The sequence below is a fragment of the Filomicrobium sp. genome (assembly GCF_025698805.1).
Taxonomy (GTDB): Bacteria; Pseudomonadota; Alphaproteobacteria; order Rhizobiales; family Hyphomicrobiaceae; genus Filomicrobium; species Filomicrobium insigne.
Genome location: NZ_JAILWT010000006.1, coordinates 116,330 through 137,537, shown reverse-complemented (window position 1 = coordinate 137,537; position 21,208 = coordinate 116,330). Strand labels below are relative to the sequence as shown.

Here is a 21,208-nt window from a genome sequence, read left to right as displayed (position 1 = left end):
ACGCACTCCAAGACCTGCGCGCTAGCTTCTCGATGACGTTTCAACGAGCGGGATCCCTTCTTCTGTCAGGATCTCTCTGATCTGCGGACGAGCCTTTTCGATCGCGAGATTTATGGCATCGAGCAATGCCGCATCTTCTTTGCGAACGGCGATCGACTGACTGAAGTGATGTGGAACTTTCTCGCCATCAACGCGAACGTTGTTGTCTGGGATGACAACCATCTTGAGCTTAGGATTCGCTTTGACGTACCGCGCCACCTCAGGGGCAAAGGCAACGGCAAGATCAGACGTGCCGTCGGCGACTTCCCCAATGAGCCGTTTTGGATCAATGCGGGTGTATTGGTTGCGACGGCTTTTGAAGTTCGTCAGCGAGTTCATGTAGTTGAAATGTACGTTGAAGAGATCAAGCTTTGTCAGCATGACCTGTGCGGGAGAACCGGGCACAAAACCGATCTTGTCCGCCTTGACAAGGTCAGGGCTTTCCCAACTGGTAATGTTGAGATCGGACTCGACGCGCTCAACGAAAACATAGGGCGCGCGATAATAGGGCTCGGACGTCGCGACCCGTTCGTCCCCGGTGTCGACCCCCATCACCACATCACACACGTGCATATTGAGCTTGTCGCGAACGAGGTAGATAGCCGGTTTGTTATGCCAGACGAACAACGGTGTCCGGCCCATCGCCTCAGCAATCGCTTTGGCTATCTTGTTTTCAAATCCACGCTCATCGCGCGTGGAATAAGGGTGCTCATTAGCTGCCGCGCAAACTCTAAGTATCGAGGGGTCCGGCGCGATATCTTGTGACGCCGTGTTCGCGGCCTTGACGGGGAAACCAGCGCCGACAGCCACTGCCAATGCGAGCGCACCGGGCAACCAGCACTCGACGCGCGAAAAGGATTTGGTACGGAACATGGACTGCTTCCTCTTTGTCTTGTGACCGCGTCGTTGATGTTCTTCTCCGTCTGCGTGCGAAGCCGCCCAAGGGTGCCAAAATCACACGGCGGTAGGACCAGCGGAGTTATTGGAGCAAGGGAAGCCGGAGGAGCACTCGGGAGATCGCGACCACCGGCTTCCTACGTCCACGAAGTCCCGACTACCGGAGATCCGGCAGCCGGGATCGAGACTGATGTAGGGTTAGCCCTTGCCACCCTTCCACTCGCCGACGGTCACGTCGTCATAAGGTCCCTTGCCATCGAGCGAGAAGACCGCGACACCGCCACCCATCTGCGTGTAGTTTTGAAGGTTCTTGAAGGCACCGACAGCACCCAGACCGGCAGTCGGATCCTGAAGATCGAACACCAGACCAACGCCCGGCCAACCACCGACGCCATACATGATGGAAACGAACTGCGTGCCGTTGTGCTCGAACGTCATCGGATGGCCAATCGACCCCGAAGGCAGCTTGGCTTTCCAAAGCAGCTCACCGGAGCGGCTATCACGAGCCTTCAGGAAGCCGTCGAGCGTACCGTAGAACACGAGGTTCCCAGCCGTCGACATGGTGCCGCCCCAAACGGAGAAGCGTTCCATTTTCTCCCATTTGTACTCACCGGTGATGGCGTTATAGGCCTTGATCTGGCCGAGGCCTTCATAACCCTGGCGATCACCCTTCGGGCCCGGATACATCCACAGGGTCGCACCGACGAAGAACTGACCGGCACGATAGGGAAGCATGAAGGGCTCCCAGTCCATGCAGATGTGGTTGATGCCCATGAAGAAGAGCTGCTTCTCTGGATCATAGCTGTCGTGACCCTGGTTGTGATAACCCATGGCCGACGGACAGATATCGGTCGCCTTGTGATCCATTCGCGTGGAGAACTCAGGATCACGAACCGGCAAGCCAGTCTTCAGGTCGACTGTCTTTACCCAGTTGACCGTATCATCAAGCTTGTTCGCCGAGATCAGCGTGCCGTCCTCGCGATCAAGCGTATAGACAATGCCGTTCCGGTCGGGGTGGGTCAGAAGCTTGCGCATCTTACCCGACTTGTCCTTCTGCTCAGAAAGCATCATGACGTTGACGCCGGCGTAATCCCACTCGTCGTGTGGGGTCTTCTGATAGCCGAACTTGGCCATACCCGTATCGGCATCCCGACCCCAAATGGTCATAGTCCACTTGTTGTCGCCGGGACGCATGGTCTCGTTCCACGGAGCTGGGTTACCCGAGCCGTAGTAGAAGAGCTCCAGGTCAGGATCGTACGCATACCAGCCCCAGTTCGTGCCGCCGCCGATCTTCCAGGCGTCACCTTCCCAGGTGCCGGTGCCGAGCCCCTTCTGACCATAGTGTGGATTGGCCTTGTTAAAGTTGTCACCAATCCCGACATCGCCATCCGGACCCGTCGCGTACTTGCGCCACTTTTGCTCGCCGGTCTTAACGTCATAAGCCGTCACGTAGCCTCGAACGCCGAGCTCGGCACCGGACGATCCGACAAGAACCAAATCCTTGATGACGTAAGGAGCGATCGTCAGCGTCGAACCAACTTTGATGTCCGAGTTTTCAATCTTCCAGCGCTCTTCTCCGGTCTTGGCGTCAAGCGCAACAACGTGACCATCGAGCTGCGTCTTCAAGATCAGCGGCTTCACATCACCGTCACCAGGCCAGTAGGCCAAACCGCGGTTCACGAGGTCGCAACACGCAACAGAACGCGCAGCGGGGTCTTGCTTCGGCTTGTGCTGCCAGATGATGCGGCCGGGGTCATTCAGATCAAGCGCAAAGGTATTATTCGGAAAAGACGTGTGCACGTACATAACCCCGTCAACGACGAGCGGGGTGCCTTCATGCCCGTGCAGAAGACCGGTCGAAAACGACCAAGCTTGGCGCAATTGTTTAACGTTGTCGGTATTGATCTGAGTGTTCGGGCTATAATTATTCGCGTGATACGTCTTGCCCGTCATAATCCAGTTGTCGTTGCTCTTTGAGAGCTCGACGAGCTTGTCGTTCGCGGTTGCGCCCGACACCCCGAGTGCCAACGCCGCAAGTGACGCAGACACTAACAGGGACGTTCTCCAGGATTTTTTCATTTATGGAAACCTCACGTTTCGTTCCCTAGACCAAGGCAATCACGCTCCCCAGCCTCCGACATCGCCGGAATACTGATGTGCAGAGCTGCCTTTGATGCGCGGTACAGGCGAGGACCGGAGTGGACATGCTCCGCCCGAAACCGATGCGGCAGATTCCACTTCCTGGAGCCGTTCTTTTTCGACACCGCGAAGTCGTATCCAACACGCAGCGCTACGCTAGAGCCGGCCCTAGCGCCCGTCTTTAGTCCGACTACCAGAACTGGCCGGGAAGAAGTGGCAACAAGGACTGCCTTTCCTCACCCCTCACAAAATCGTAACGATGTAACAGCTGAGGCCAGCCCCAAAACCGCTAAATACAAGGGAATGGCAATCCTGCCTTATCGGGCACGGAGCTCTGCGTAGCCTTGGCGATTCACCCGAATGAGGCTCAGCCGTGCGCCACAACGCTACCCACTTTGGTCATCGCCACCGCCCTGCCGTTAAGCGGGTTATGGCAGTCGCGTGCATCCTGACAAGCGCAGCCCTCGGCGCATGCTCTGACGATCCCGCCGAGACCATTGCCCAACACCCGGCAGCGCAAGAGGACCCGGAGAAACCTCTGACGCAGGACCATTGGCTAGAAGCGAATGAAGGAACCAAACCGGAAGTGTGGCTTGCCAGCAGAATTGACGGTCAGAGCGCAACGCCGGGGAGCCCGGCGGTTGAACGCATTGCATCCCTTCTCAACACCGCTGCCGGGCAGTTTCGTGAATCACCAAGAATGATCGCCAATCGCGCCGTCCAACTCGAAGGCATGCTAGCGGAAATCGGTGCACCGGAACCAGCCATCGAGATCATCGAAGAACTCTCGCGAATTGTCGGCGAGAATACGCATGACGAAGGCTTTGGCTCTCTTTGCCAACACTATTTCAACCTGCGCACCGCAAACCACAATCGCGATCAAGCACTCGCTGATCTCAAATCGAGATATGGAGCGCAACAATGATCCTCACCGCTTCCGAAAGCGAATCCAAAGGCGGCGCGGAACTCCTGCCCAGCCTTATCAAACGCCTGCAAAATCTTTGGTACCGTCGACCGGTTCGCACTCAGATCCTCATCGCCTTCCTGGCCGTCACCGTCGTCACGTCGCTGTTTGCATGCTTTCTAAAAGTTCTGGACGCCGGAAACCGTACCCGCATCGAGATGCGCGCTTCCATGGATCTAGCGGAGAGTTTCGTGCGGGAAACGGCACGCTCTCTTTTGAACGAAACAGAGGCACGGAATCTGCTTCAAACTCTTGAGGCTCAACTCAAACATCTTCGCCACGTCCGAATAGAAGTGGTCAGAGCCAACGGAGAAAGGGGCCCGAGCAAAAACCGCCCGCCTCAGGAACCTTCGAACGAAAGAGAACCAGCTTCGGTACCGCGATGGTTCATTGAAATGGTTCGTCCACCGGCAAATAGATTCAACGTTCCGATAAGGGTAGAAAATCAGCCCATCGCAACCGTTCTGATCCAAGGCGAGCCTTCCGATGAAATCGCAGAAGTATGGAACGACTACCGCACGATGCTGCTACTCTGGATCGGCACAAATCTGCTTATGTTGAGTGCCCTATACGTCGTGCTCGGCCGCATCCTAGATCCCCTGGTCGGATTGGCCGGCGCAATGAAACGTTTGGAGCACGGTCACAGCGCAGTGCGCGTCGAACCTCCCAAAGTCCGCGAGCTGCGCCTGATCGCCGACCACTTCAATCAACTCGCCGCAGCGTTGGACGCCGTAAATGCCGAAAACTCCCGCCTTTGTCGGGATCTCATCACCGTCCAGGAGGAAGAACGCCGACAAATCGCAAGCGAACTTCACGACGAAGTCGGCCCCTGCCTGTTCGGGATAATGGTCAATGCCTCATCGATCGAGCAGTACGCTCAACCACTTCCTGAAAAAATATCTTCCGAAATCGCTAGCAGAATCAGTGAAATACGGACGATCAGTGACCGGCTCAAATCCATAAATAGGCGGCTACTGAAAAAGCTCCGACCGATCGCTTTGGGCCGCATAACGCTCAAAGAGCTCATAACAAAACTCTCTACCGAATTTGAGCTTCGTCACCCCAATATCAGGTTCAGCACGATCACAAACGATCTGCAATTGAGCTACGGTGAATCTATAGATCTCACCATTTACCGCTGTATACAGGAGGGCATAACAAACGCGCTGCGTCACGCTAATCCCAAGAATATCGTTGTCCAATTGGCTCATGAAACCATTACCGGCCCAGACGGCGAAGCCGCATATTCTCAGATTAGCCTCAACATTCGCGACGACGGAGAAGGGATCCGGGACCCTGCACCCAACGGGTTCGGATTAGCCACGATGCGTGAGCGAGTGCGCGCCCTAAACGGCACATTCTCACTTAGCGGCAATTGGCCCTCAGGCACCGCCATAGATATTACCGTTCCTGCGGGGCGCTCGACCGGCGAAAAAAGACTAGCTGCAGAATTTTTTGGAAACCGCGCATGACAAAAGTTCTCGTGATCGACGACCATCCCATCGTGCTTCAGGGTTGCAAGCGTGTGCTGCAGGACGCCCGCGTAGAGTTCGTCATTCAAGCGGCAAGCCTATCAGACGGCTTCCGCCAATATCGCGCCCAAAAGCCTGACGTTATCGTCGTCGATCTCGCTGTGAACACAGGCGCTCTCGATGGATTGAACTTCATACGCAGACTACGCATCCACGATAAGAAAACACCCATACTGGTTTTCAGTATGCACAGCGACCCGGTAATTGTGAGCCGGGCACTGGAAGTCGGCGCCAACGGCTTTCTCTTGAAAGACACATGCTCCGACGAATTCATAAAAGCGTTTCAGCGCGTACGGGACGGCGGCACTTACCTCAGCCATGAACTCGCATCGGAAGTCGCCTTCATCAGCGCGAGAGGATCAAATAACCCATTGAATACAATAACGATTAGAGAGTTGCAGACACTCTCTTTGATAGCTGAAGGCAAACCCTACAACATCATCGCGGAAGAACTGAACGTCAGCTACAAAACGATCGCGAACACAGCCGCGCAGATCAAAAACAAGCTTGGCGTACGGACACTGCCGGAACTGATGCGCATAGCCATTCAACATTTGCCCGCAACGTCGATCAAACGACATCTCTAACGTTCTGGCATGCACATAAAAAAGCGTGACGGCCGCAAGCGGCCGTCACGCCAGACTTATCCAAAATTGGAACGCTTAGATAACGTCGATCTCAGCTGGGAGATAGCTCGTAACTTCGAGACCAACTTCCTGCTCGCGAACCTGAGGTTTATTCCAAACCTTCATTTCTCGTTTCCTCCAAAAGTTTCACACAAACCGTTATGCTTCCCAATTATTTTTATGGACACATCGGAGAATGAGCGCAAGTCATGTTTTCTGATCGCATCGATTTGAGAAATAAAGTGACAAAACGAAATTTCTCTCAAGGCGCAATCCTTGCTGCGGCCACATTAATTTTAGGAGCTTCAATCGCAACGCCGCTGCGCGCTGCTTCTATTTGCGCATCCGTTATTGAGAGCGGATGGGCAATCGCATCCACGGAGTCCGAAGCGAAGAAGCGCGCAATCCTGTGGTGGTCATCACGCGCCGGCGCAAAAGGACCTGGCTATGAAAATTGGGATCGGGCCCAGCGCAAACGAACGCACTGCGAAGCCTATAAAGGCAAGACCCGGTGCAAGGTCACGGCGGCCCCGTGCCTGCCTGAAGGACGTCTTCCAGATTTAAAACCGGGAGAAAAACACCTGGAACTCTAAGGCCCGACACGCATACGACAAGCAAACTTACCGCGTCGCAGGCACATCGATCTTCAGGTCCTCTCTCAATTGAAAGGTACCGTCGAAAAGCCGCTCATTCGGAGCATCGGGCTTGGTCACGATGTTCCGCACAGGCAGTCCCGTCTCCTTGTCAACGTAAAGCATTTGAACGTTACCCGGCACGGCTTCAGCGCCCGTTTTTGCCGCGACGGGAGGTAACTCCGTGCGGTACGCCACGTACTCGCCCCCCTCGAAAGTTTTCTCACCAAGACATTCATAAGCAGCATTCGCGCTTTTGTTTCCCGAAAGGGACTGGCGCATTTGCCCAGAAACCTCTTTCGCGAATTTGTCCGGCACCTTCGCCCAACCTTGTCCTTGATTTGACCAGGCTTCCGATCCAATTACGATCAGTTCAACGGTCCCAGCCGAAGTTCCCGTCTCGACTGTTTGATGCATACGATCCGGCGGCACATAATCAACCGACATGCTGAGCGAACCTTGATCGTTCACAATCTTCGTCATCATACGGAAAGCAGCTGCCTGCCTGAGCTTTGCAAACGCCGCATCAACCTCTGCGCTACAGTCTGCATGGGCACTGCGTGCAGCACCCAAAATTGAAAGAGCCAGAACCCCGCAAAAAACAAGACGACGATGCACGTTCGGCCACTCCTGCCTAAACATTGGGAGGGCGAGGCTTCGCACACGCGCCGAGGCGTGTCATGGCACAAACTATTGCCGAGTTTTCCCGTTCGAACGCAGTTAGCGTCGGATCGCCTCTCGCTCTGTCACGACAACGTCCATCGCAACGTCATAGGTCTGCGGATATATGGTCGGAATTTCCATGGCACTGTATCCGACACCGACAGTTAGCGGATGGTTCGTGGCGCATGCCAACGTCCGATCAAAGTAGCCACCGCCATAACCCAGCCGGTAACAAGCTCTATCAAACCCAACGACAGGAGCGATAATCACATCCGGCGTCACAGCCGCCGCACGGTGCGACGGAACAGGGATGTTCCATATGCCCTTCTCGAGCGGTTCGCCTTTTCGCCAGAGGCGGAAGATCAGCGGAGCTCCCTTCTGTTCCACGACAGGTAAAGCTCCGGTGCCCCCGCGCATCTCCAGAGCTTCCAACCAAATGCGCAAGTTCGGCTCCCCACGCATCGGCCAGTAAGCGCTGACCACCTTTCCCTCCACGCCGCCTATAATTTCGTCGAGCCGCGATACGATGGCGTCTGCATGCGCCGTACGCTCGACAACCGGCATCGCAAGCCGCGCATCTATGAGCCGAAGACGCTCGCTGCGTCTCCAGCGTGAGACGTCCTGCTGCTGTTGCACATCAAGCCCCATGTAGGCCGGGTCTATTTCATGCATGAGACAAGGTGGAGATGCGTAGCTACCGCCTTCATCGCGATCATCATCTCTCCCGGACATACGACGCTCCTGGCCAATTTCGACGTGCCTTTGCTTCACGACGGATGCTTACACCTCGATCCCGCCGACATGAGGTGAACCGTCTTGAGATGAAGCGCTATAGAACTCGACATAAAATCGGACAGCACCTAACGGCTCCACCTCGTGCGCCTCTTCCGGACGAACGATGCCTGTCACACCTGGTGAAAGGATCTGCTCGGAAAGCGGCTCTAAACACCGGTAGCGCAAACGCCCTTCGACGACATGGATCACCGCCCAAACACCAGCCTTGGTCCTGTGTGTTTTGCGTAAACCGTTCGGCAAAGTGTCCTGGTCGAAAACCGGCGTTTTCCGGTAAGCGACCAGCCCCTCGGGCAACTGCTCGTCAATCACTTTTGCCACCAGAATAAAACATGCATTTGAAATACCACTTTATGGTGGCATAATCGACGGCGCAACGAGTTATTCGGGAGGCCCGACGGATGCGCCTTACGATGTATACGGACTACGGACTGCAGACGCTGACGCGCTTAGCTGCTGAGCCAGAAAGAGTTTTTTCTATCGACGAGATCGCCAAAGAGTTCGCGGCCTCACGCAATCATCTCGTTAAAGTCATACGGGATCTGGCCCAATGCGGCGTTCTTGAAGCTCAACATGGCAGCACAGCACGCGGATTTCGCCTCGCACGTGATCCTAAAATGATTACGCTCGGAGAAATCGTCCGACTTCTAGAGTCGCGCAAAGCAACACTCGAGTGCCTCAGAGCGGAAGAAGCGACCTGTCCACCCTCCGAAAGATGCCGACTTAGCAAAAAGCTAAACGCCGCCCGCGAAGCCTTTCTGCGAGAACTCGACACCACGACGCTCTTCGACTGCGCATTGGTCCCGAGAAACCGAACCCAAGACAAACACACCGCGGAAACAAGACACGGCGCAACTTCAGATTGCGTGTGAGAGGATCGTTGTGCGATGGGCATCCACCTAAAGCGCGCCTACGATCCACCCTCATCCGGTGATGGCATACGCATTCTGGTCGATCGCATCTGGCCGCGTGGGGTTACCAAGGAACAAGCCGCATTCGACCTTTGGGCCAAAGACCTTGCTCCCTCCGCGGAACTCCGCAAATGGTTCGGGCACGCGCCCCAACGTTGGGAGGAATTCCAACGGCTCTATCGCATTGAACTTGAACAGCACGAAGCCGAGCTTGACGATCTGCGCAAACAAGCTGCCGCCCAAAGGGTGACGCTCGTTTTCGGCGCTAAGGATCGCAAACACAATCAAGCCGTCGTGCTCAAACAAGTTATAGAAAATCAAACTTAGCGATCCATCGGACCTTCGTCCTGACGCGAAAGCCCCGTAGCCCCTTCCAAATCAGCATCCGTCAAGTCTGCCCCCGCGAGGTTGGCACCCGCAAGATCCGCACCTCTCAGATCAGCGCGCGAAAGGTCTGCATCGGAAAGATTCGCACCACGCAGATTCGCATTCCGAAACTTCGCAAATGTCAGCGTGAGCCCCGCCATATTGGCATTCACTAGCTTAGCCCCCGTGAAGTTAACATGCGCCAGACCATGGGTAGGCGTGCCACCCAAACCACGTTCTGAAGCCGGCGCAAAGTCTGCCCCCGTAAGGTCTGCACGACTGAAATCAGCTCCGCCAAGTCGCGCTGTAATCCGAACACCACGAAGATCAGCATCGCGAAATAACGGCAAGTCCTGCGCAACAAAACGAAGGTCGGGCGCCACACTCGGCCTCAGGATCGATGCGTTTTGTAAAGCCGCTTTTGTAAAGTCGGTACGCACGAGAACGGTGCGGTCAAGCACAGCCCCCGTCAGATCAGCGCCTGCAAGATTGGCTGCAGTCAAATCCGCGCCAAATAAATTGGCGCGCGACAGATCTGCCCCTTTAAAATCTAGCCCTGAGAGATCAAGCCCACGCAGGTCGCTGCCCGACAAATCTACCCGCTCTCCCGCCTGAGCCAGAAAGAGAGTACGGGCCACATCTCGGACCGTCTTCTTGGACACTGTCTCCGCTGACGCCACAGTCCACAAGAGACAAACTGTCGAAGCCGTAAGAACGGCCCACCGCACCCAACGCATTACGTTGCGAAAAACCCGGTAGAAGACATAGCTTACCGCATTGGCTCCAGCGGAATTCGGATGCAATGTCATAGTTGTCCTCATGCGTTGACGCGTCCTGAGAAGCAGCAACAGGTCGGGTTTGAAACCCACGAAGCAAACTAGCCGAATATCGAACATGCTTTCCATAAGATATCAATGAACACACATATTTAGTAGCATAATCAATCGAAATAGAGCCAATTATTGAACGCCACTGCAGGTGTTCAATAATTGAACACAGCGCGAACATTCAGGAAAGACCGATGTCCAACGGTCACAGCTCGTCACGAACCGTCCATGCTTCCGATCTACCCGCCGGCAGCCTGAACAGAGCCGTCACATTGCTTGAGGCGATCGCACAGGGTCCGCAAGAGGGATGCGAGCTGAGTGATCTCGTTGCTCGGACGTCTCTACCCCGCCCCACCGTTTATCGCGTATTGGAAATGCTGATGACCGTAGGCTGGGTATCCCGTGATCCCGAAACCCGCCGCTTCAACCTCGGCGCCGATCTCGCTGCGCTTGGCTTTTCGGCAATTAGCCGCCATCCACTGGAACGCACCGCAGCGACCACCCTCAGCGCCTTAGCGGAAAAGCTCTCGCAGGTCGTCTATCTTAGCGTCCGCTCCGGCTTGGACTTCGTCTGCGTTGGCCGCTACGAAGGCCCATCACAGATACAGGTTGGACGAGGTTGGGCGGGCATGCGCGGCCCATTCGGCATGACACCCGCCTGTATGGGCATGTTTGCCCGAATGAACCCTGACGAGGTCCGCGACATCATCAAGCTCAGCATGCCGCGGTACCGCCGCATCGATGGCTTCGATGAAAAGGGTTTCCGCAAATCGCTCGCCGACTCGATGGACGCGGGCTACGGGATCTACGGCAATATTGTCCTCGACCGATCGACAAGCGGCATGGGCGCCGCCATTTGCGATCCGTCGGGCCACCCCGTCGCAGGTATCGGCACAACATTCATTACCGGGTGGCTCGACGACGCCCAACTCAAGCAATGCGCTAAAGCCTTAATGACCGCAGCAACGGACATCAAACACCGAATGTTTCTAGCAGAGCTGCCTTCACCGAAACGCTAAGCCCTCCATCAATGCACGGCGGCATGCATGATGAGGTCCTCACTTGCATCCGCACGATCAAACGAAGCAGTAATTCGTCCATCGCGCATGACGAGCACCCTGTCTGATAGGCGAAGAATCTCCGGCAGATAGGACGATATCACGAGTACCGCCTTACCATCTTCGGCGACCTCTCGGATGACATCGTGAATTTGCGGAATCGCACCGACATCAACACCGCGTGTTGGCTCATCAAAAATAATCACTTCAGGGTCTTGCGCGAGGGCCTTCGCAATCACGACCTTCTGCTGATTGCCACCCGAATAGACTGAGACCACCGCATCGCCATGAAGCGTTCGGATCGCTAATCGCGCGCGCCAATAATCAGCCAGACGCTTCCGGATAGCCCGCGAGTAGATCCGCAGCCACCCCCTGCGTCGGGCCTGAGCCGCAAGGTAGATATTGTCATCTGTTGTCATCGTTTCGAACAGACCGTCCAACTTGCGATCTTCGGTGACGTAAACGATCCCTGCCGCAATGGCATCTCGGGGCGTGTTAAAGGTCACAGCCTCTCCACGGAGCCGAATAGACCAGTTGCAATCATTCTGAGGACGGGAAAGGCCCGCGATGAACTTCGCCAAGTCAGACCGTCCAGCACCGACCAGCCCGGCGAGCCCAACCACCTCGCCAGATTTCAAAGAAAGAGAAATACGAGGACCATCAACACCGCTGCCGACAGAGTCCACGGCGAGAAGCTCCAGGCCTCCCACGCCACAGTGTCCCAGTTCCGTCGAGCGTTCATCAAGATCACGCCCAACCATCAGCTGAACCAACAGTTGGCGATCAAAACTTTGAGCTGGTCCACAAACGACCCGCCTTCCATCCCGCAGCACGGTAATGCGATCAGAAATCGTCAAAGCCTCTTCCAATGCATGCGTGATAAAAACGACAGCCTTGCCGCGTCGGCGCAGAGCTTCCAGCAAATTGAAAAACTTATCCCGTTCTGCTGGTGAGAGTGACGCTGTTGGCTCATCGAAAATAAGGACACGCGCATTAAGATGCACAGCCCGCGCAATCTCGACCATTTGCCTTTCCGCAGGGCCGATATCCTGAACCAGGGCGGTTGGCTCCACATCGAAGTCAAGCGACTTGAGAGCTTGTCGTGCAGCGCGCTCAGCCGTCCCAAATGAATTCAACCAGGGTTCGTGGCCCAGCAGGATATTCTGAGCAACAGTCAGGGATGGAATAAGGCTGGTCTCCTGATAGACCATCGCCACGCCAGCACGGAGACCGTCGGCGGGTGAGTGAAACGCACATACCTGTTGATCGATAAGCAGAGAACCCGACGTTAAAGGAACGGCGCCTGCCATCACTTTTGCGAGGGTCGATTTGCCCGCGCCATTCTCACCGATGAGCGCATGGATCTCGCCACCCTTCACCTCAAAATCAACACTGTCCAGGGCAACTGAGCCAGCAAAACTTTTGGTCCCCTTGCGAACACTCAAACACGTTGCGGCATCGGTCATGAAGCGCCCCGTTGGTCTGATACAGGCGACCTGACAGATCGCGAACGCGCACGACGCCGCGACCACTGAATGTGGATGCCGACAGCCCCCAACAGCGTCACACCGATCAACGCTGAAGAAGCCCCGCCGGGCATGTTCATACGCAACAGACCACTCATCAGCAGAAACAAGATCGCAGAACCGATCATGACGCGTCCAACCGAACCGCCACCACCGGACAAGCTTACGCCACCCAGCACCACCGCGGTTAAGGCGGTCACTTCCCAGCCAAGACCTGTGTCTGAACCCGCGCTACTTTGCCGGGCCGCATAGAACAACCCAGCCAGAGCAGCGATCAATCCACTAAGCACATAAGCCAGAAGCGTAACGCGCCGCGTATTTATTCCAGCATGACGCGCAGCCTTGCGATCAGCTCCCGTGGCCATAATGTGCAACCCCGGACGAAGGCGCGTAAGGAACAGATGGAGTGCCAGAGCCACAACGAGCAGGATCACCATGTTGCTTGGAACACCCAAAAAATATCCGGCCCCAAGCCAGTACCAACCCTCTGTGTCACGCCAGGCATTCGCGAGCTCGATCGTGTAGGCGTTGGTGACGAAATCCAGCCCAGCGCGCAAAATCAACAACATCGCGAGTGTCGTCAGGAAAGCTCTGGTCTTAAGATAAGCAATCAGGACACCGTTGATCGCGCCTATAACGGCACCGACAGACAGCACACCCAAAACCGCAACTGGCAAAGGCCACATCTCAATCCGGAAAAGGTAGAGAGCCGTAAAATTAGCCAGGGCAAATATGGCGCCCACAGACAAATCGATCCCGCCGGCAAAGACAACGATCCCCAGAGCCAACGCGACCAGGCAAGGCTCTGCATAATCGCGCATCAATTGCTGCAAGTTGGAACCGCTCAGGTAGTTCGGCACAAGCAGCGCGAAAGCCGCAAACAGACCACACATCACAAGCAGGGGCACGGCCGCATCGAGGCTGTCGCCAAAGCGGCGCCTGAATACGGGATAGCGCGAAAGCAAACCTCTCTCCCTCTCCGAAAAAGCTCGGCCAGCCACCCTGAGGGATGGCGACCGAGCAAGAGCACCTCGGAGGAAAGAGGCACTGCGATCTTCAGCCTGCGTCATTGCGTCAACGAAAGGTCGTAGCAGTAATGACGCTCAGCCGGGCCCGTGACCCAAAAGTTGTTGGAGAGAAGCGTCAAACGCTTTGCTCCCGGCTTTTCACCGCTTTGCAACAGCGTCAGCACCGCATCGGCAATCTGCATCCCCTGGATATCGGCCCGATAGGACAGCACCTTATAAAAGAGGCCCTGCTCGACCATCTCACAGTCCGAACGTGGACCATCGCTCGACGCATAAACCTTCACTTTGCCCTGCAGACCCGCCGCCTTCACAGCCTGGGCCGCACCTTGCTGCATGATCCCCCAATGTCCGTAAGTCGCGCAGAGATCAGGGTGCTGTCTCAGCACCGTCGCCGTTATCTCGTTCGCCTTGTTGGCATCCCAATTGGCCGCCTGCGTCGAAACAACTTTGATCGACTTATCCGCAGCAAAAACCTCCATCGCTCCCTTGAGCTGATCAAGGCTCCCCGCTGACGTCGCTTCGCCTTGCACGATCGCGACCTTGCCGGAACTCTTGCCCCCCCCGCATTGAGCTACGATGTCCTTCGCGATCAGCCGCCCCGAGTCAACATTGTCGACCCCCACATAGGCATCGGAGGGTTGGTTCGACATCATGTTGACCTGGATGACGTAGATGCCGTTCTCCATTGCCCGCTTCAACTCTCTCGCCAGCAATGAAACGTTGATATTCTGGACGATCAGAACGTCGGGCTTTTCATTGATGAGCGACGTCACAGCTTGCAGCTGCGCATTGCTGTCAAAGTTCGGATCGCGGACGATGAATTTGATGCCGTACTTGTCGAAGTGCGACTGCATGACGGCCGTCCAGATCTGATCGATAGGTGTCCCCATCGTGATCGGCACCCAGGCGACTGTCTTACCCTTCACCGCCTTATCAAAATCAATTCGAAGCTGAGACCGTGGATCGGTCTGGGCGTGAGACGCTCCGTCCATGAAGCCCCACGTCACCACCAACGCGGAAACCAGCCCAATCGCCCAGCGCTTCCCGGATATAAAATCGACCATTATCACCCAACCTCCCTTTGAAATTTTGTTGTACGCACCGCGACACGACGCGGCTCAGATGCTGTGACGCTCCGCCTCCTCGTCATGCGGCCTCAACTGGCTGTCCAGCACGATGGCGGCCAACAGCAAGCTTCCTTTGATGACTGTTTGGACCTGAGAATTGACGTCGAGGATGGACATGCCGTTGAGCAGCACGCCGACAAAAGCCGTCCCCGCAAGCACACTGGCGACGCCACCGCGTGCACCCGACAAGCTCACACCCCCGGCAACAGCAACTAGGACGACGTCGAAAATGAATGTCGACTTGGCCGTTCCCAGATCGACCATCGCCGTGGATGCGACCATGACGAGACCACCCAGATAGCCAATCACAGCAGCCATCACGAATGTCATCATGCGCAGCCGACGAACCGGCAACCCAGAGAGACGTGCGGTAGCTGGATTGTCCCCCACCGCGTAGACGAAACGCCCAACGACTAAGTGCGCCAGAAACAGATGCATCACGACAGCTGAGACAGCAAATATGAGCGCAGGAACAGGAACACCGGCCCAATTTGTCCCAAGCACGAGAAACGCGCCGTCGCCGGGCGGCAAATTTATGATGGTCGACGGCATGAGCGTCGACCGGGCCGCGCCCATGAAGAGCAACGCGCTCGCAAGCGTTGCGAACAATGATGGGATGCCGAGATAGGCAACGAACCATCCGTTAGCGAGCCCCATGCCGATTGCTGCGAAAAGCCCCACCAGGAGCGCAATCGAAACAGGAAATCCGCCGTTGATCATGATGGCGGCAACGCCTGCGGAAACGAGCGCGACAGCAATCTGCGACAGGTCGATCCCCCCGCCGATAATGACGACAGACATACCAAGCGCCAACACCCCGATAATCGCGATGCTGCGCAGGAGCGCCATTGCGTTCCCCCACGTCGCGAACCCAGGAATTGCAGCCGCGAACACCAACGCCAACGCAACCGCTAGCCCAGCGACGACAAGTTCCTGACTGAAACGTCCGGCCACGGAGCACAGCATTGAATTCATCGCGATCATTTATCGGACATATCCCAACGAGCGAAGATGCGCCAATATCTAGATACTAATAGGTAGCACCAAGAAATCTACCAACGATCCAAAATCACTTCAATTAGGACGCAGAGAAAAGTTGTCCGAATAATGGACAATAAAAAATGAACGTAAATCTTGCGCTGCCGCACAGACTGTCACGCCCGGTCCGTGCGGCAACAAAATCAGGTGGCAGCAGAAATCCTCAACTCATGGAGATGCCCGAAATGGGTGCGCGTGTCGAGTTGCTGCCCCGTTTCAAAGCGAACCTTAAGGCTTGGACGCAGATCAGCACGCGGCACATTCGGCCAGATTAACCTCAGCGAATTGAGCCCCTGCTTAACCCGTGAACTGTCCAACACGATGCGCTGATCACACCACTGATCCTGAACCGAAACCCGGCCGACCTGAGCACCATTCAGTTTGACAATGATATCGCCCGACTGACGCGCGCCTGGGACACGAGAGACAATTGAGAGCTCCAGCTTCTGCGACCGAGCACTAAAGAACGGAAAGGCGCTCTCCAACTCGTAAGCCGCCTTGAAGGCACGCCGATACCAACGGTTACCATCCATTAACGGCAACCAATGCGCATCGAGAAGGTCAAGCTCGTCAATCTCTCCGAGCACAAAGTCCGGGTCCGACGAGATGTTACCGAGCGAGGGGAACGCAGCGACAATCGATTTCAAGAGGTCATGCTCCCGGATCAGCCCTCGGCCGATCAGGCCGTATCCCATGAGGTAGGTCGAAGCGATTTGATTTTTGACGAGCTCACCGAAGGACGAGAGCAGCAACGGTGGAACGCCATGTCGGAACGCATCATAGACGAGCGGAATGCTGATCTCTCCGATCGGCGGATAACACGACGCCGCACGCTTGAAATGAAAGCTACAGATTTCGGTACCCTGTCCCCAGTGCGCATTGTGAATGCCCGCCAAGAGATGCGCCCAACCTTCCTGCTCCGGTGACGGAGAAGGTCCGGCCTCAACAAGTCGCTGCAAATCCGCGGTGCTATGGAAGAGAGCCTGAACGACCGCTTGCGCCGTTCCCGCCATCGCAACGCGAATACCCTCAGCATTCAGATGACAATAGTCGAGGAACTGCCCGCGCCCGGGAACACTGTTCCCAAAGTGCTGATGGTAGACATGAGGCAGATCGACCACGAGAGCACCGACCTCCCGCCCAACCTTCCGGATCACTTCCGCGACGACAGAGAAAATGCCCGGCAACACCCGCGTCTCATCGACAATGTCACGACTACGCCGCAGAGCTGCCGAGGCTTCACGCGTCTTCCCCTGCTTTAATTGAACGTGAGCAAGCAGCTCGAGACTGGCGGAGCAAGTCCCGCCATCAAGATTGATGGCCTCTTGCACGCGATCTTCCGCCTCACGGAAATCACCAGCATCGGCCGCCTCTCGGGCCTCAGAGAACACGTCCACCCAGGCCACCGTATCCAGCTCAGACATTAGCGGAACATCAAGGGTTCCGATCGGGCAACTCAGCCAATCCGCAACGTTGATCTCTGGCAGAACGAGGATCAGCGGTACGCCCATGTCATGCGCAGCCTTCGCCAACTCTCTGACTGTGTGCTCAGCAATTTCTGCGGCGCGACGCTGTTGCCGCGCCATCAGGACAGAAAGCCCCCCATCTTCAGCCAGCAATCCGCCATCCTGCACAAAGGCGTCCGTGGATGCTCTAGATAACGAACCGGCACGCCAGTTATTCCCAGCAAAAACAACGATAGCGTCGGGTTGCAACGCAGCGGCAGCTCGCGTCATCTCTACGAGCCACCATGGCCCGCAATTACTCTGGGCGAGATCGACGACCTCGACACTCGGCCCGACGGCGGCGAGCTGCTTTTCAAGAACCTGCGCGGGGCCATATTGCGGGCTGAAGAAAAAGCCGCGCGCAACCGATTCACCCAAAAACGCAACGCGTTTGCGGTTTCCTTTTTTCCGGATCCGGTCGACGTTCGCGCAAAACCGCCAAAGATCGATATGACGCCGCGACCGGACAAACTCCCCCGTCGTTGGCTCCTCTTCCCAGATACCAACCGCCCGGGCGCCAGCCTCTCCCTCGCCGCCAGAAAACCCCAGAATATCGTCCCGAAGCGAAGAGAAGGGACCGGTCCATATATCCGCCACCTCACCGACGCCTTCCACCTGCGCATCGCACAACAATTGCAGCAGAGGCAACGTCGCACGGTCCTTGATCGCCTCAGCCAGACGTGTTGCCAACTCCTTGCGCGTGATTTGCTCACCCACGGCACCAGCTCCCTGAATTGAAAATTGATTTAAAGAAATGAATAGACGTTGGCGCGACCAGCATCGGCAGCGCGCCGCTTCTTTTTGAGACGCGCGCCCATCATCTCGATGATCTCAGACCAGGCTTCCGGACGCTCGGTGCGATCAATAATGAAGTCCTCCATCACAAGCGCGTCGATGTTCGAAATCGCAAAGGTCCAGATCGCGTGGATAGGTTCGAGCACGATGGCATCCCCACGCAGATTGAAGGACGTATTGAGCAGGATCGGACAGCCCGTGAGCTTATCGAACGCAATCAGCAGATCGTGAAACCGCTTATTGGTGTGCTCGTTGACCGTTTGAACGCGCGCCGATTGATCCACATGCGTGATCGCCGGCAACGCCAGGCTCGAAACCACCCGGCACGTCTCGAGCATGAAAGGCGAAGAATGGTCGATCTCGAAATGCTCCGCCATCTTTGACTCGAGAACGGCGGGCGCAAAGGGCCGGAACGCTTCGCGCATCTTGACAAGCGCGTTAATCCGGTCGCGCATCTCCGGCCTGCGCGGGTCGGCGATGATGGAGCGAGCGCCCAACGCGCGGGGCCCAAACTCCATCCGCCCTTGGAACCACCCGATCACCTTGCCGTCCGCCAAACGCTCAGCAGTCGCTTGGATCAGCCCCTCAGGATCTTCCGAATAGTCCAACGCACACTGCTTGAGCGGACTAGGATTGACGACACGGGCGACATCCCGGGCGCTGAATTTCGGCCCCAGGTAAACGTGCTTTTGTCTCTCGCGGGATAAACGATCCTCGCCGTGACGAACACATGCCACTGCCGCCGCACCGAGCGCGCCTCCGGCATCGCTTGCCGCAGGTTGCACAAAGAGGCGCTTGAAGGGCCCCTCGCGCAGGACCTTGCCGTTTGCCACACAGTTCAGAGCGACACCGCCAGCCATACAGAGGTTTTCAGTGGAATGACGCGCGTGGAGATACGCCACCTTATCAAGCAGGATAACCTCAAGGGCACGCTGCACGCTGGCGGCCATGTCCTTATGGAATTGCGTGAGCTCTGACTCCGGCACACGCGGCGGCTCACCAAAATGCTCACACAAGCGATCCGAATACATCCGATCCCCGCCGAGAAAATCGAAGTACTCCATGTTCAGGCGGTACTGTCCGCCGTCCCAACAATCAATAAGTTGCAGAACCTTATCCAGGTATCGAGGCGAGCCATAAGGAGCAAGCCCCATCACCTTGTATTCGGCATCATTGACTTCAAAACCGAGATAGGCCGTGATCGTGCTATAAAATAGCCCAAGGGAGTGAGGAAACGAAACTTCCTCAAAGAGATCTATTTTCCGATCAACCCCGCGGCCATAGGTGGTCGTCGCCCATTCACCGACGCCATCCACCGTAAAAATGTCAGCCTCATCAAACCCAGAAAAATAAAAAGCGCTAGCAGCATGAGACAGGTGATGATCGACAAATTCGATCTCCCTGTCGTACCCCAAGCAATCTCGTATTTCGTCTTGAGCACGTCCTGGATCTATCCGAAAACGCTGTTTGGGGTTGTTGAGAATACCGGGCAGCCCAGCCCATAGCTGACGCGCAACCTTCTTGGCGGGATTTTCATAGTACGCAAGGCTTGTCACGTCCGCGATCGTGACGCCAGCCTCCCGCAGACAATAGCGGAAAGCATTGGATGGAATGCCATTATCATGCTTGATGCGGGTGAAGCGCTCCTCCTCCGCCGCCGCCACGAGATGACCGTCCTTGATCAAACAACACGCGGAGTCGTGATAGTGCGCTGAAATTCCGACAAACACAGCCATAAAAATCCCCATAAAAAAGAAAATTAACAAAAAAAGCGAAACCAGATCACTTGCCGACAAGAAAACAAAACACACGACCATCAATAGCCAAAAGTCCAACACCTACCAAAATCAACCCACAAGTTTCACGAGCACCAATAGAATCTCCCAGAAGTACAATCCCAAAAAACATAGCGCTTATCGGAACAAGAAATGTCACAAGAAGAAGATTAGTCGCGCCAGCGGTTCTCAGAAGTTTAAAATAGACAATATAAGCCAACGCGGTCGATAACACCGCCAACGCGAGAACCGAGCCTACCACTGACCAACTCGGCAGCCTCAACCCGAAAGGGTTGTCAGAGATGACAACAGCCGGAAGCAGGAGAACGGATGCCGCAACAAGCTGGCCCGCGGCGCGAACGATCGGAGGCTCTCCAAACCGCCTGATCCGGCCCACAACGGCAGCCAGCGCATAACAGATGGCCGCACCCAGGCACGCCAGATACGCCAACCCATCTGCGAGTGAAACGCCGACATGCCACCCTCCGCTCAGCAGGACGACAATTCCCGTCGTCCCCACCACAAGTCCCAACACTTTGTGAGCCGACAACCGCTCCTCTCCGGTCCAGAAGTGACCCAGTAAGAGCGTGGCGAAAGGCGCGGCCGCATTCAGGATCGAGGCAACAAAGGACGCAACCCGAAGCTGCCCCCACGCGACCAGGCAAAACGGCAGAACGTTCGTGAGCAGCCCCAATACGAAAAAACTTCTCCATGCCTCAGCCTCTCGCGGCAGGCGCAATCCCATCATGCTCAGTGCCAGCCACAGCAACGCCGCCGCCAGGGCAACGCGCAAAAACACGATGAGGAATGTCGGCAATTCATGAATGGCAATGGCAGTAAAGAAGAACGCGCTTCCCCACAGCATGGATAGCCCAACGAGCAGCCCCCACTCACGAGCACGCATCGGATTTCCCCTCTCTCGCGTAACAGGAAAAGGGTGAAAAGTACCGGTCGCGCCTAGGGTCATC

The 21,208-nt window shown here is 56.1% G+C and carries 21 protein-coding genes; 7 read left to right on the top strand and 14 right to left on the bottom strand.

What is annotated here, in order from left to right:
• Positions 1-21: 21 nt before the first annotated feature.
• Both moxJ and K5845_RS15775 read right to left on the bottom strand, forming a co-directional pair.
• Complete coding sequence (moxJ, locus tag K5845_RS15780) at positions 22-912, bottom strand: methanol oxidation system protein MoxJ (protein ID WP_090230005.1); 891 nt, start codon at positions 910-912, stop codon at positions 22-24.
• A 222-nt stretch (positions 913-1,134) separates the two neighbouring features.
• A complete protein-coding gene (locus K5845_RS15775; protein ID WP_046478393.1) occupies positions 1,135-3,015 on the bottom strand; it encodes a methanol/ethanol family PQQ-dependent dehydrogenase in 1,881 nt (626 codons plus the stop codon).
• Positions 3,016-3,448: 433 nt separating this feature from the next.
• On the opposite strand from K5845_RS15775, the gene K5845_RS15770 reads away from it, so the two are divergent.
• The 3 genes from K5845_RS15770 to K5845_RS15760 are packed head-to-tail and all read left to right on the top strand — an operon-like array spanning position 3,449 to position 6,158.
• Complete coding sequence (locus K5845_RS15770) at positions 3,449-4,000, top strand: flagellar basal body L-ring protein FlgH (protein WP_052743995.1); 552 nt, start codon at positions 3,449-3,451, stop codon at positions 3,998-4,000.
• On the top strand, positions 3,997-5,511 hold the full coding sequence (locus tag K5845_RS15765; protein WP_287959451.1) for a histidine kinase: 1,515 nt from the start codon (positions 3,997-3,999) through the stop codon (positions 5,509-5,511). The genes K5845_RS15770 and K5845_RS15765 overlap by 4 nt, the downstream gene beginning before the upstream one ends.
• Positions 5,508-6,158, top strand: coding sequence for a response regulator transcription factor (locus tag K5845_RS15760; protein ID WP_046478391.1), 651 nt, complete (start codon positions 5,508-5,510; stop codon positions 6,156-6,158). Before K5845_RS15765 ends, K5845_RS15760 begins: the two co-directional genes overlap by 4 nt.
• Before the next feature lie 75 nt (positions 6,159-6,233).
• Here K5845_RS15760 and pqqA read toward each other — a convergent pair whose 3' ends face one another.
• On the bottom strand, positions 6,234-6,323 hold the full coding sequence (gene pqqA, locus K5845_RS15755; protein WP_046476472.1) for a pyrroloquinoline quinone precursor peptide PqqA: 90 nt from the start codon (positions 6,321-6,323) through the stop codon (positions 6,234-6,236).
• A gap of 83 nt (positions 6,324-6,406) precedes the next feature.
• Here pqqA and K5845_RS15750 point away from each other — a divergent pair, with 83 nt between their 5' ends.
• Positions 6,407-6,790 carry a hypothetical protein gene (locus K5845_RS15750; protein WP_287959450.1) on the top strand — a complete coding sequence of 128 codons (384 nt, stop codon included), beginning with the start codon at positions 6,407-6,409 and terminating at the stop codon, positions 6,788-6,790.
• A gap of 27 nt (positions 6,791-6,817) precedes the next feature.
• Here the strand turns inward: K5845_RS15750 and K5845_RS15745 are convergent, their stop codons facing one another.
• The 3 genes from K5845_RS15745 to K5845_RS15735 form a co-directional block, all read right to left on the bottom strand.
• A complete protein-coding gene (locus K5845_RS15745; RefSeq protein WP_046478390.1) occupies positions 6,818-7,447 on the bottom strand; it encodes a hypothetical protein in 630 nt (209 codons plus the stop codon).
• Positions 7,448-7,549: 102 nt separating this feature from the next.
• On the bottom strand, positions 7,550-8,224 hold the full coding sequence (locus K5845_RS15740) for a 5-formyltetrahydrofolate cyclo-ligase (protein ID WP_287959449.1): 675 nt from the start codon (positions 8,222-8,224) through the stop codon (positions 7,550-7,552).
• Positions 8,225-8,272: 48 nt separating this feature from the next.
• Positions 8,273-8,596 carry a TehB family protein gene (locus tag K5845_RS15735; protein ID WP_244512468.1) on the bottom strand — a complete coding sequence of 108 codons (324 nt, stop codon included), beginning with the start codon at positions 8,594-8,596 and terminating at the stop codon, positions 8,273-8,275.
• An 89-nt stretch (positions 8,597-8,685) separates the two neighbouring features.
• Here K5845_RS15735 and K5845_RS15730 point away from each other — a divergent pair, with 89 nt between their 5' ends.
• Complete coding sequence (locus K5845_RS15730; RefSeq protein ID WP_046478388.1) at positions 8,686-9,156, top strand: RrF2 family transcriptional regulator; 471 nt, start codon at positions 8,686-8,688, stop codon at positions 9,154-9,156.
• A 15-nt stretch (positions 9,157-9,171) separates the two neighbouring features.
• Positions 9,172-9,522 (top strand): DUF488 domain-containing protein, encoded by a 351-nt coding sequence (locus K5845_RS15725; RefSeq protein WP_287959448.1) that lies wholly within the window; start codon positions 9,172-9,174, stop codon positions 9,520-9,522.
• Here the strand turns inward: K5845_RS15725 and K5845_RS15720 are convergent.
• Positions 9,519-10,370 (bottom strand): pentapeptide repeat-containing protein, encoded by an 852-nt coding sequence (locus K5845_RS15720; RefSeq protein WP_160298723.1) that lies wholly within the window; start codon positions 10,368-10,370, stop codon positions 9,519-9,521. The two genes, K5845_RS15725 and K5845_RS15720, sit on opposite strands and share 4 nt — an antisense overlap.
• Before the next feature lie 212 nt (positions 10,371-10,582).
• On the opposite strand from K5845_RS15720, the gene K5845_RS15715 reads away from it, so the two are divergent.
• Positions 10,583-11,407 (top strand): IclR family transcriptional regulator, encoded by an 825-nt coding sequence (locus K5845_RS15715; RefSeq protein WP_287959447.1) that lies wholly within the window; start codon positions 10,583-10,585, stop codon positions 11,405-11,407.
• A gap of 8 nt (positions 11,408-11,415) precedes the next feature.
• On the opposite strand, the gene K5845_RS15710 is transcribed toward K5845_RS15715, so the two are convergent.
• The 7 genes from K5845_RS15710 to K5845_RS15680 form a co-directional block, all read right to left on the bottom strand.
• Entirely contained in the window at positions 11,416-12,912 is a 1,497-nt protein-coding gene (locus tag K5845_RS15710; protein ID WP_046478385.1) for a sugar ABC transporter ATP-binding protein, read from the bottom strand.
• On the bottom strand, positions 12,909-13,937 hold the full coding sequence (locus K5845_RS15705) for an ABC transporter permease (protein WP_287959446.1): 1,029 nt from the start codon (positions 13,935-13,937) through the stop codon (positions 12,909-12,911). Before K5845_RS15705 ends, K5845_RS15710 begins: the two co-directional genes overlap by 4 nt.
• Positions 13,938-14,038: 101 nt before the next feature.
• Positions 14,039-15,064, bottom strand: coding sequence for a sugar ABC transporter substrate-binding protein (locus tag K5845_RS15700; protein ID WP_287959445.1), 1,026 nt, complete (start codon positions 15,062-15,064; stop codon positions 14,039-14,041).
• A 54-nt stretch (positions 15,065-15,118) separates the two neighbouring features.
• Positions 15,119-16,111 (bottom strand): ABC transporter permease, encoded by a 993-nt coding sequence (locus K5845_RS15695; RefSeq protein WP_287959444.1) that lies wholly within the window; start codon positions 16,109-16,111, stop codon positions 15,119-15,121.
• Between the two features lie 197 nt (positions 16,112-16,308).
• Positions 16,309-18,387: an SGNH/GDSL hydrolase family protein gene (locus tag K5845_RS15690; RefSeq protein WP_287959443.1), complete on the bottom strand. Its 2,079-nt coding sequence runs from the start codon at positions 18,385-18,387 to the stop codon at positions 16,309-16,311.
• A gap of 29 nt (positions 18,388-18,416) precedes the next feature.
• Positions 18,417-20,201: a carbamoyltransferase family protein gene (locus tag K5845_RS15685; protein ID WP_287959442.1), complete on the bottom strand. Its 1,785-nt coding sequence runs from the start codon at positions 20,199-20,201 to the stop codon at positions 18,417-18,419.
• Positions 20,202-20,247: 46 nt separating this feature from the next.
• Positions 20,248-21,144, bottom strand: a complete 897-nt coding sequence (locus K5845_RS15680; RefSeq protein ID WP_287959441.1) for a DMT family transporter — start codon at positions 21,142-21,144, stop codon at positions 20,248-20,250.
• Positions 21,145-21,208 lie beyond the last annotated feature (64 nt).

Bases quoted from the DNA above. Each gene is read 5' to 3' on its own strand.
- K5845_RS15740 (WP_287959449.1), bottom strand. From the start codon at position 8,224: ATGTCCGGGAGAGATGATGATCGCGATGAAGGCGGTAGCTACGCATCT.
- K5845_RS15725 (WP_287959448.1), top strand. From the start codon at position 9,172: ATGGGCATCCACCTAAAGCGCGCCTACGATCCACCCTCATCCGGTGAT.
- K5845_RS15710 (WP_046478385.1), bottom strand. From the start codon at position 12,912: ATGACCGATGCCGCAACGTGTTTGAGTGTTCGCAAGGGGACCAAAAGT.
- K5845_RS15680 (WP_287959441.1), bottom strand. From the start codon at position 21,144: ATGCGTGCTCGTGAGTGGGGGCTGCTCGTTGGGCTATCCATGCTGTGG.
- K5845_RS15685 (WP_287959442.1), bottom strand. From the start codon at position 20,201: ATGGCTGTGTTTGTCGGAATTTCAGCGCACTATCACGACTCCGCGTGT.
- K5845_RS15760 (WP_046478391.1), top strand. From the start codon at position 5,508: ATGACAAAAGTTCTCGTGATCGACGACCATCCCATCGTGCTTCAGGGT.
- K5845_RS15765 (WP_287959451.1), top strand. From the start codon at position 3,997: ATGATCCTCACCGCTTCCGAAAGCGAATCCAAAGGCGGCGCGGAACTC.
- K5845_RS15730 (WP_046478388.1), top strand. From the start codon at position 8,686: ATGCGCCTTACGATGTATACGGACTACGGACTGCAGACGCTGACGCGC.
- K5845_RS15715 (WP_287959447.1), top strand. From the start codon at position 10,583: ATGTCCAACGGTCACAGCTCGTCACGAACCGTCCATGCTTCCGATCTA.
- K5845_RS15750 (WP_287959450.1), top strand. From the start codon at position 6,407: ATGTTTTCTGATCGCATCGATTTGAGAAATAAAGTGACAAAACGAAAT.
- K5845_RS15700 (WP_287959445.1), bottom strand. From the start codon at position 15,064: ATGGTCGATTTTATATCCGGGAAGCGCTGGGCGATTGGGCTGGTTTCC.
- pqqA (WP_046476472.1), bottom strand. From the start codon at position 6,323: ATGAAGGTTTGGAATAAACCTCAGGTTCGCGAGCAGGAAGTTGGTCTC.
- K5845_RS15695 (WP_287959444.1), bottom strand. From the start codon at position 16,111: ATGATCGCGATGAATTCAATGCTGTGCTCCGTGGCCGGACGTTTCAGT.
- K5845_RS15720 (WP_160298723.1), bottom strand. From the start codon at position 10,370: ATGACATTGCATCCGAATTCCGCTGGAGCCAATGCGGTAAGCTATGTC.
- K5845_RS15775 (WP_046478393.1), bottom strand. From the start codon at position 3,015: ATGAAAAAATCCTGGAGAACGTCCCTGTTAGTGTCTGCGTCACTTGCG.
- moxJ (WP_090230005.1), bottom strand. From the start codon at position 912: ATGTTCCGTACCAAATCCTTTTCGCGCGTCGAGTGCTGGTTGCCCGGT.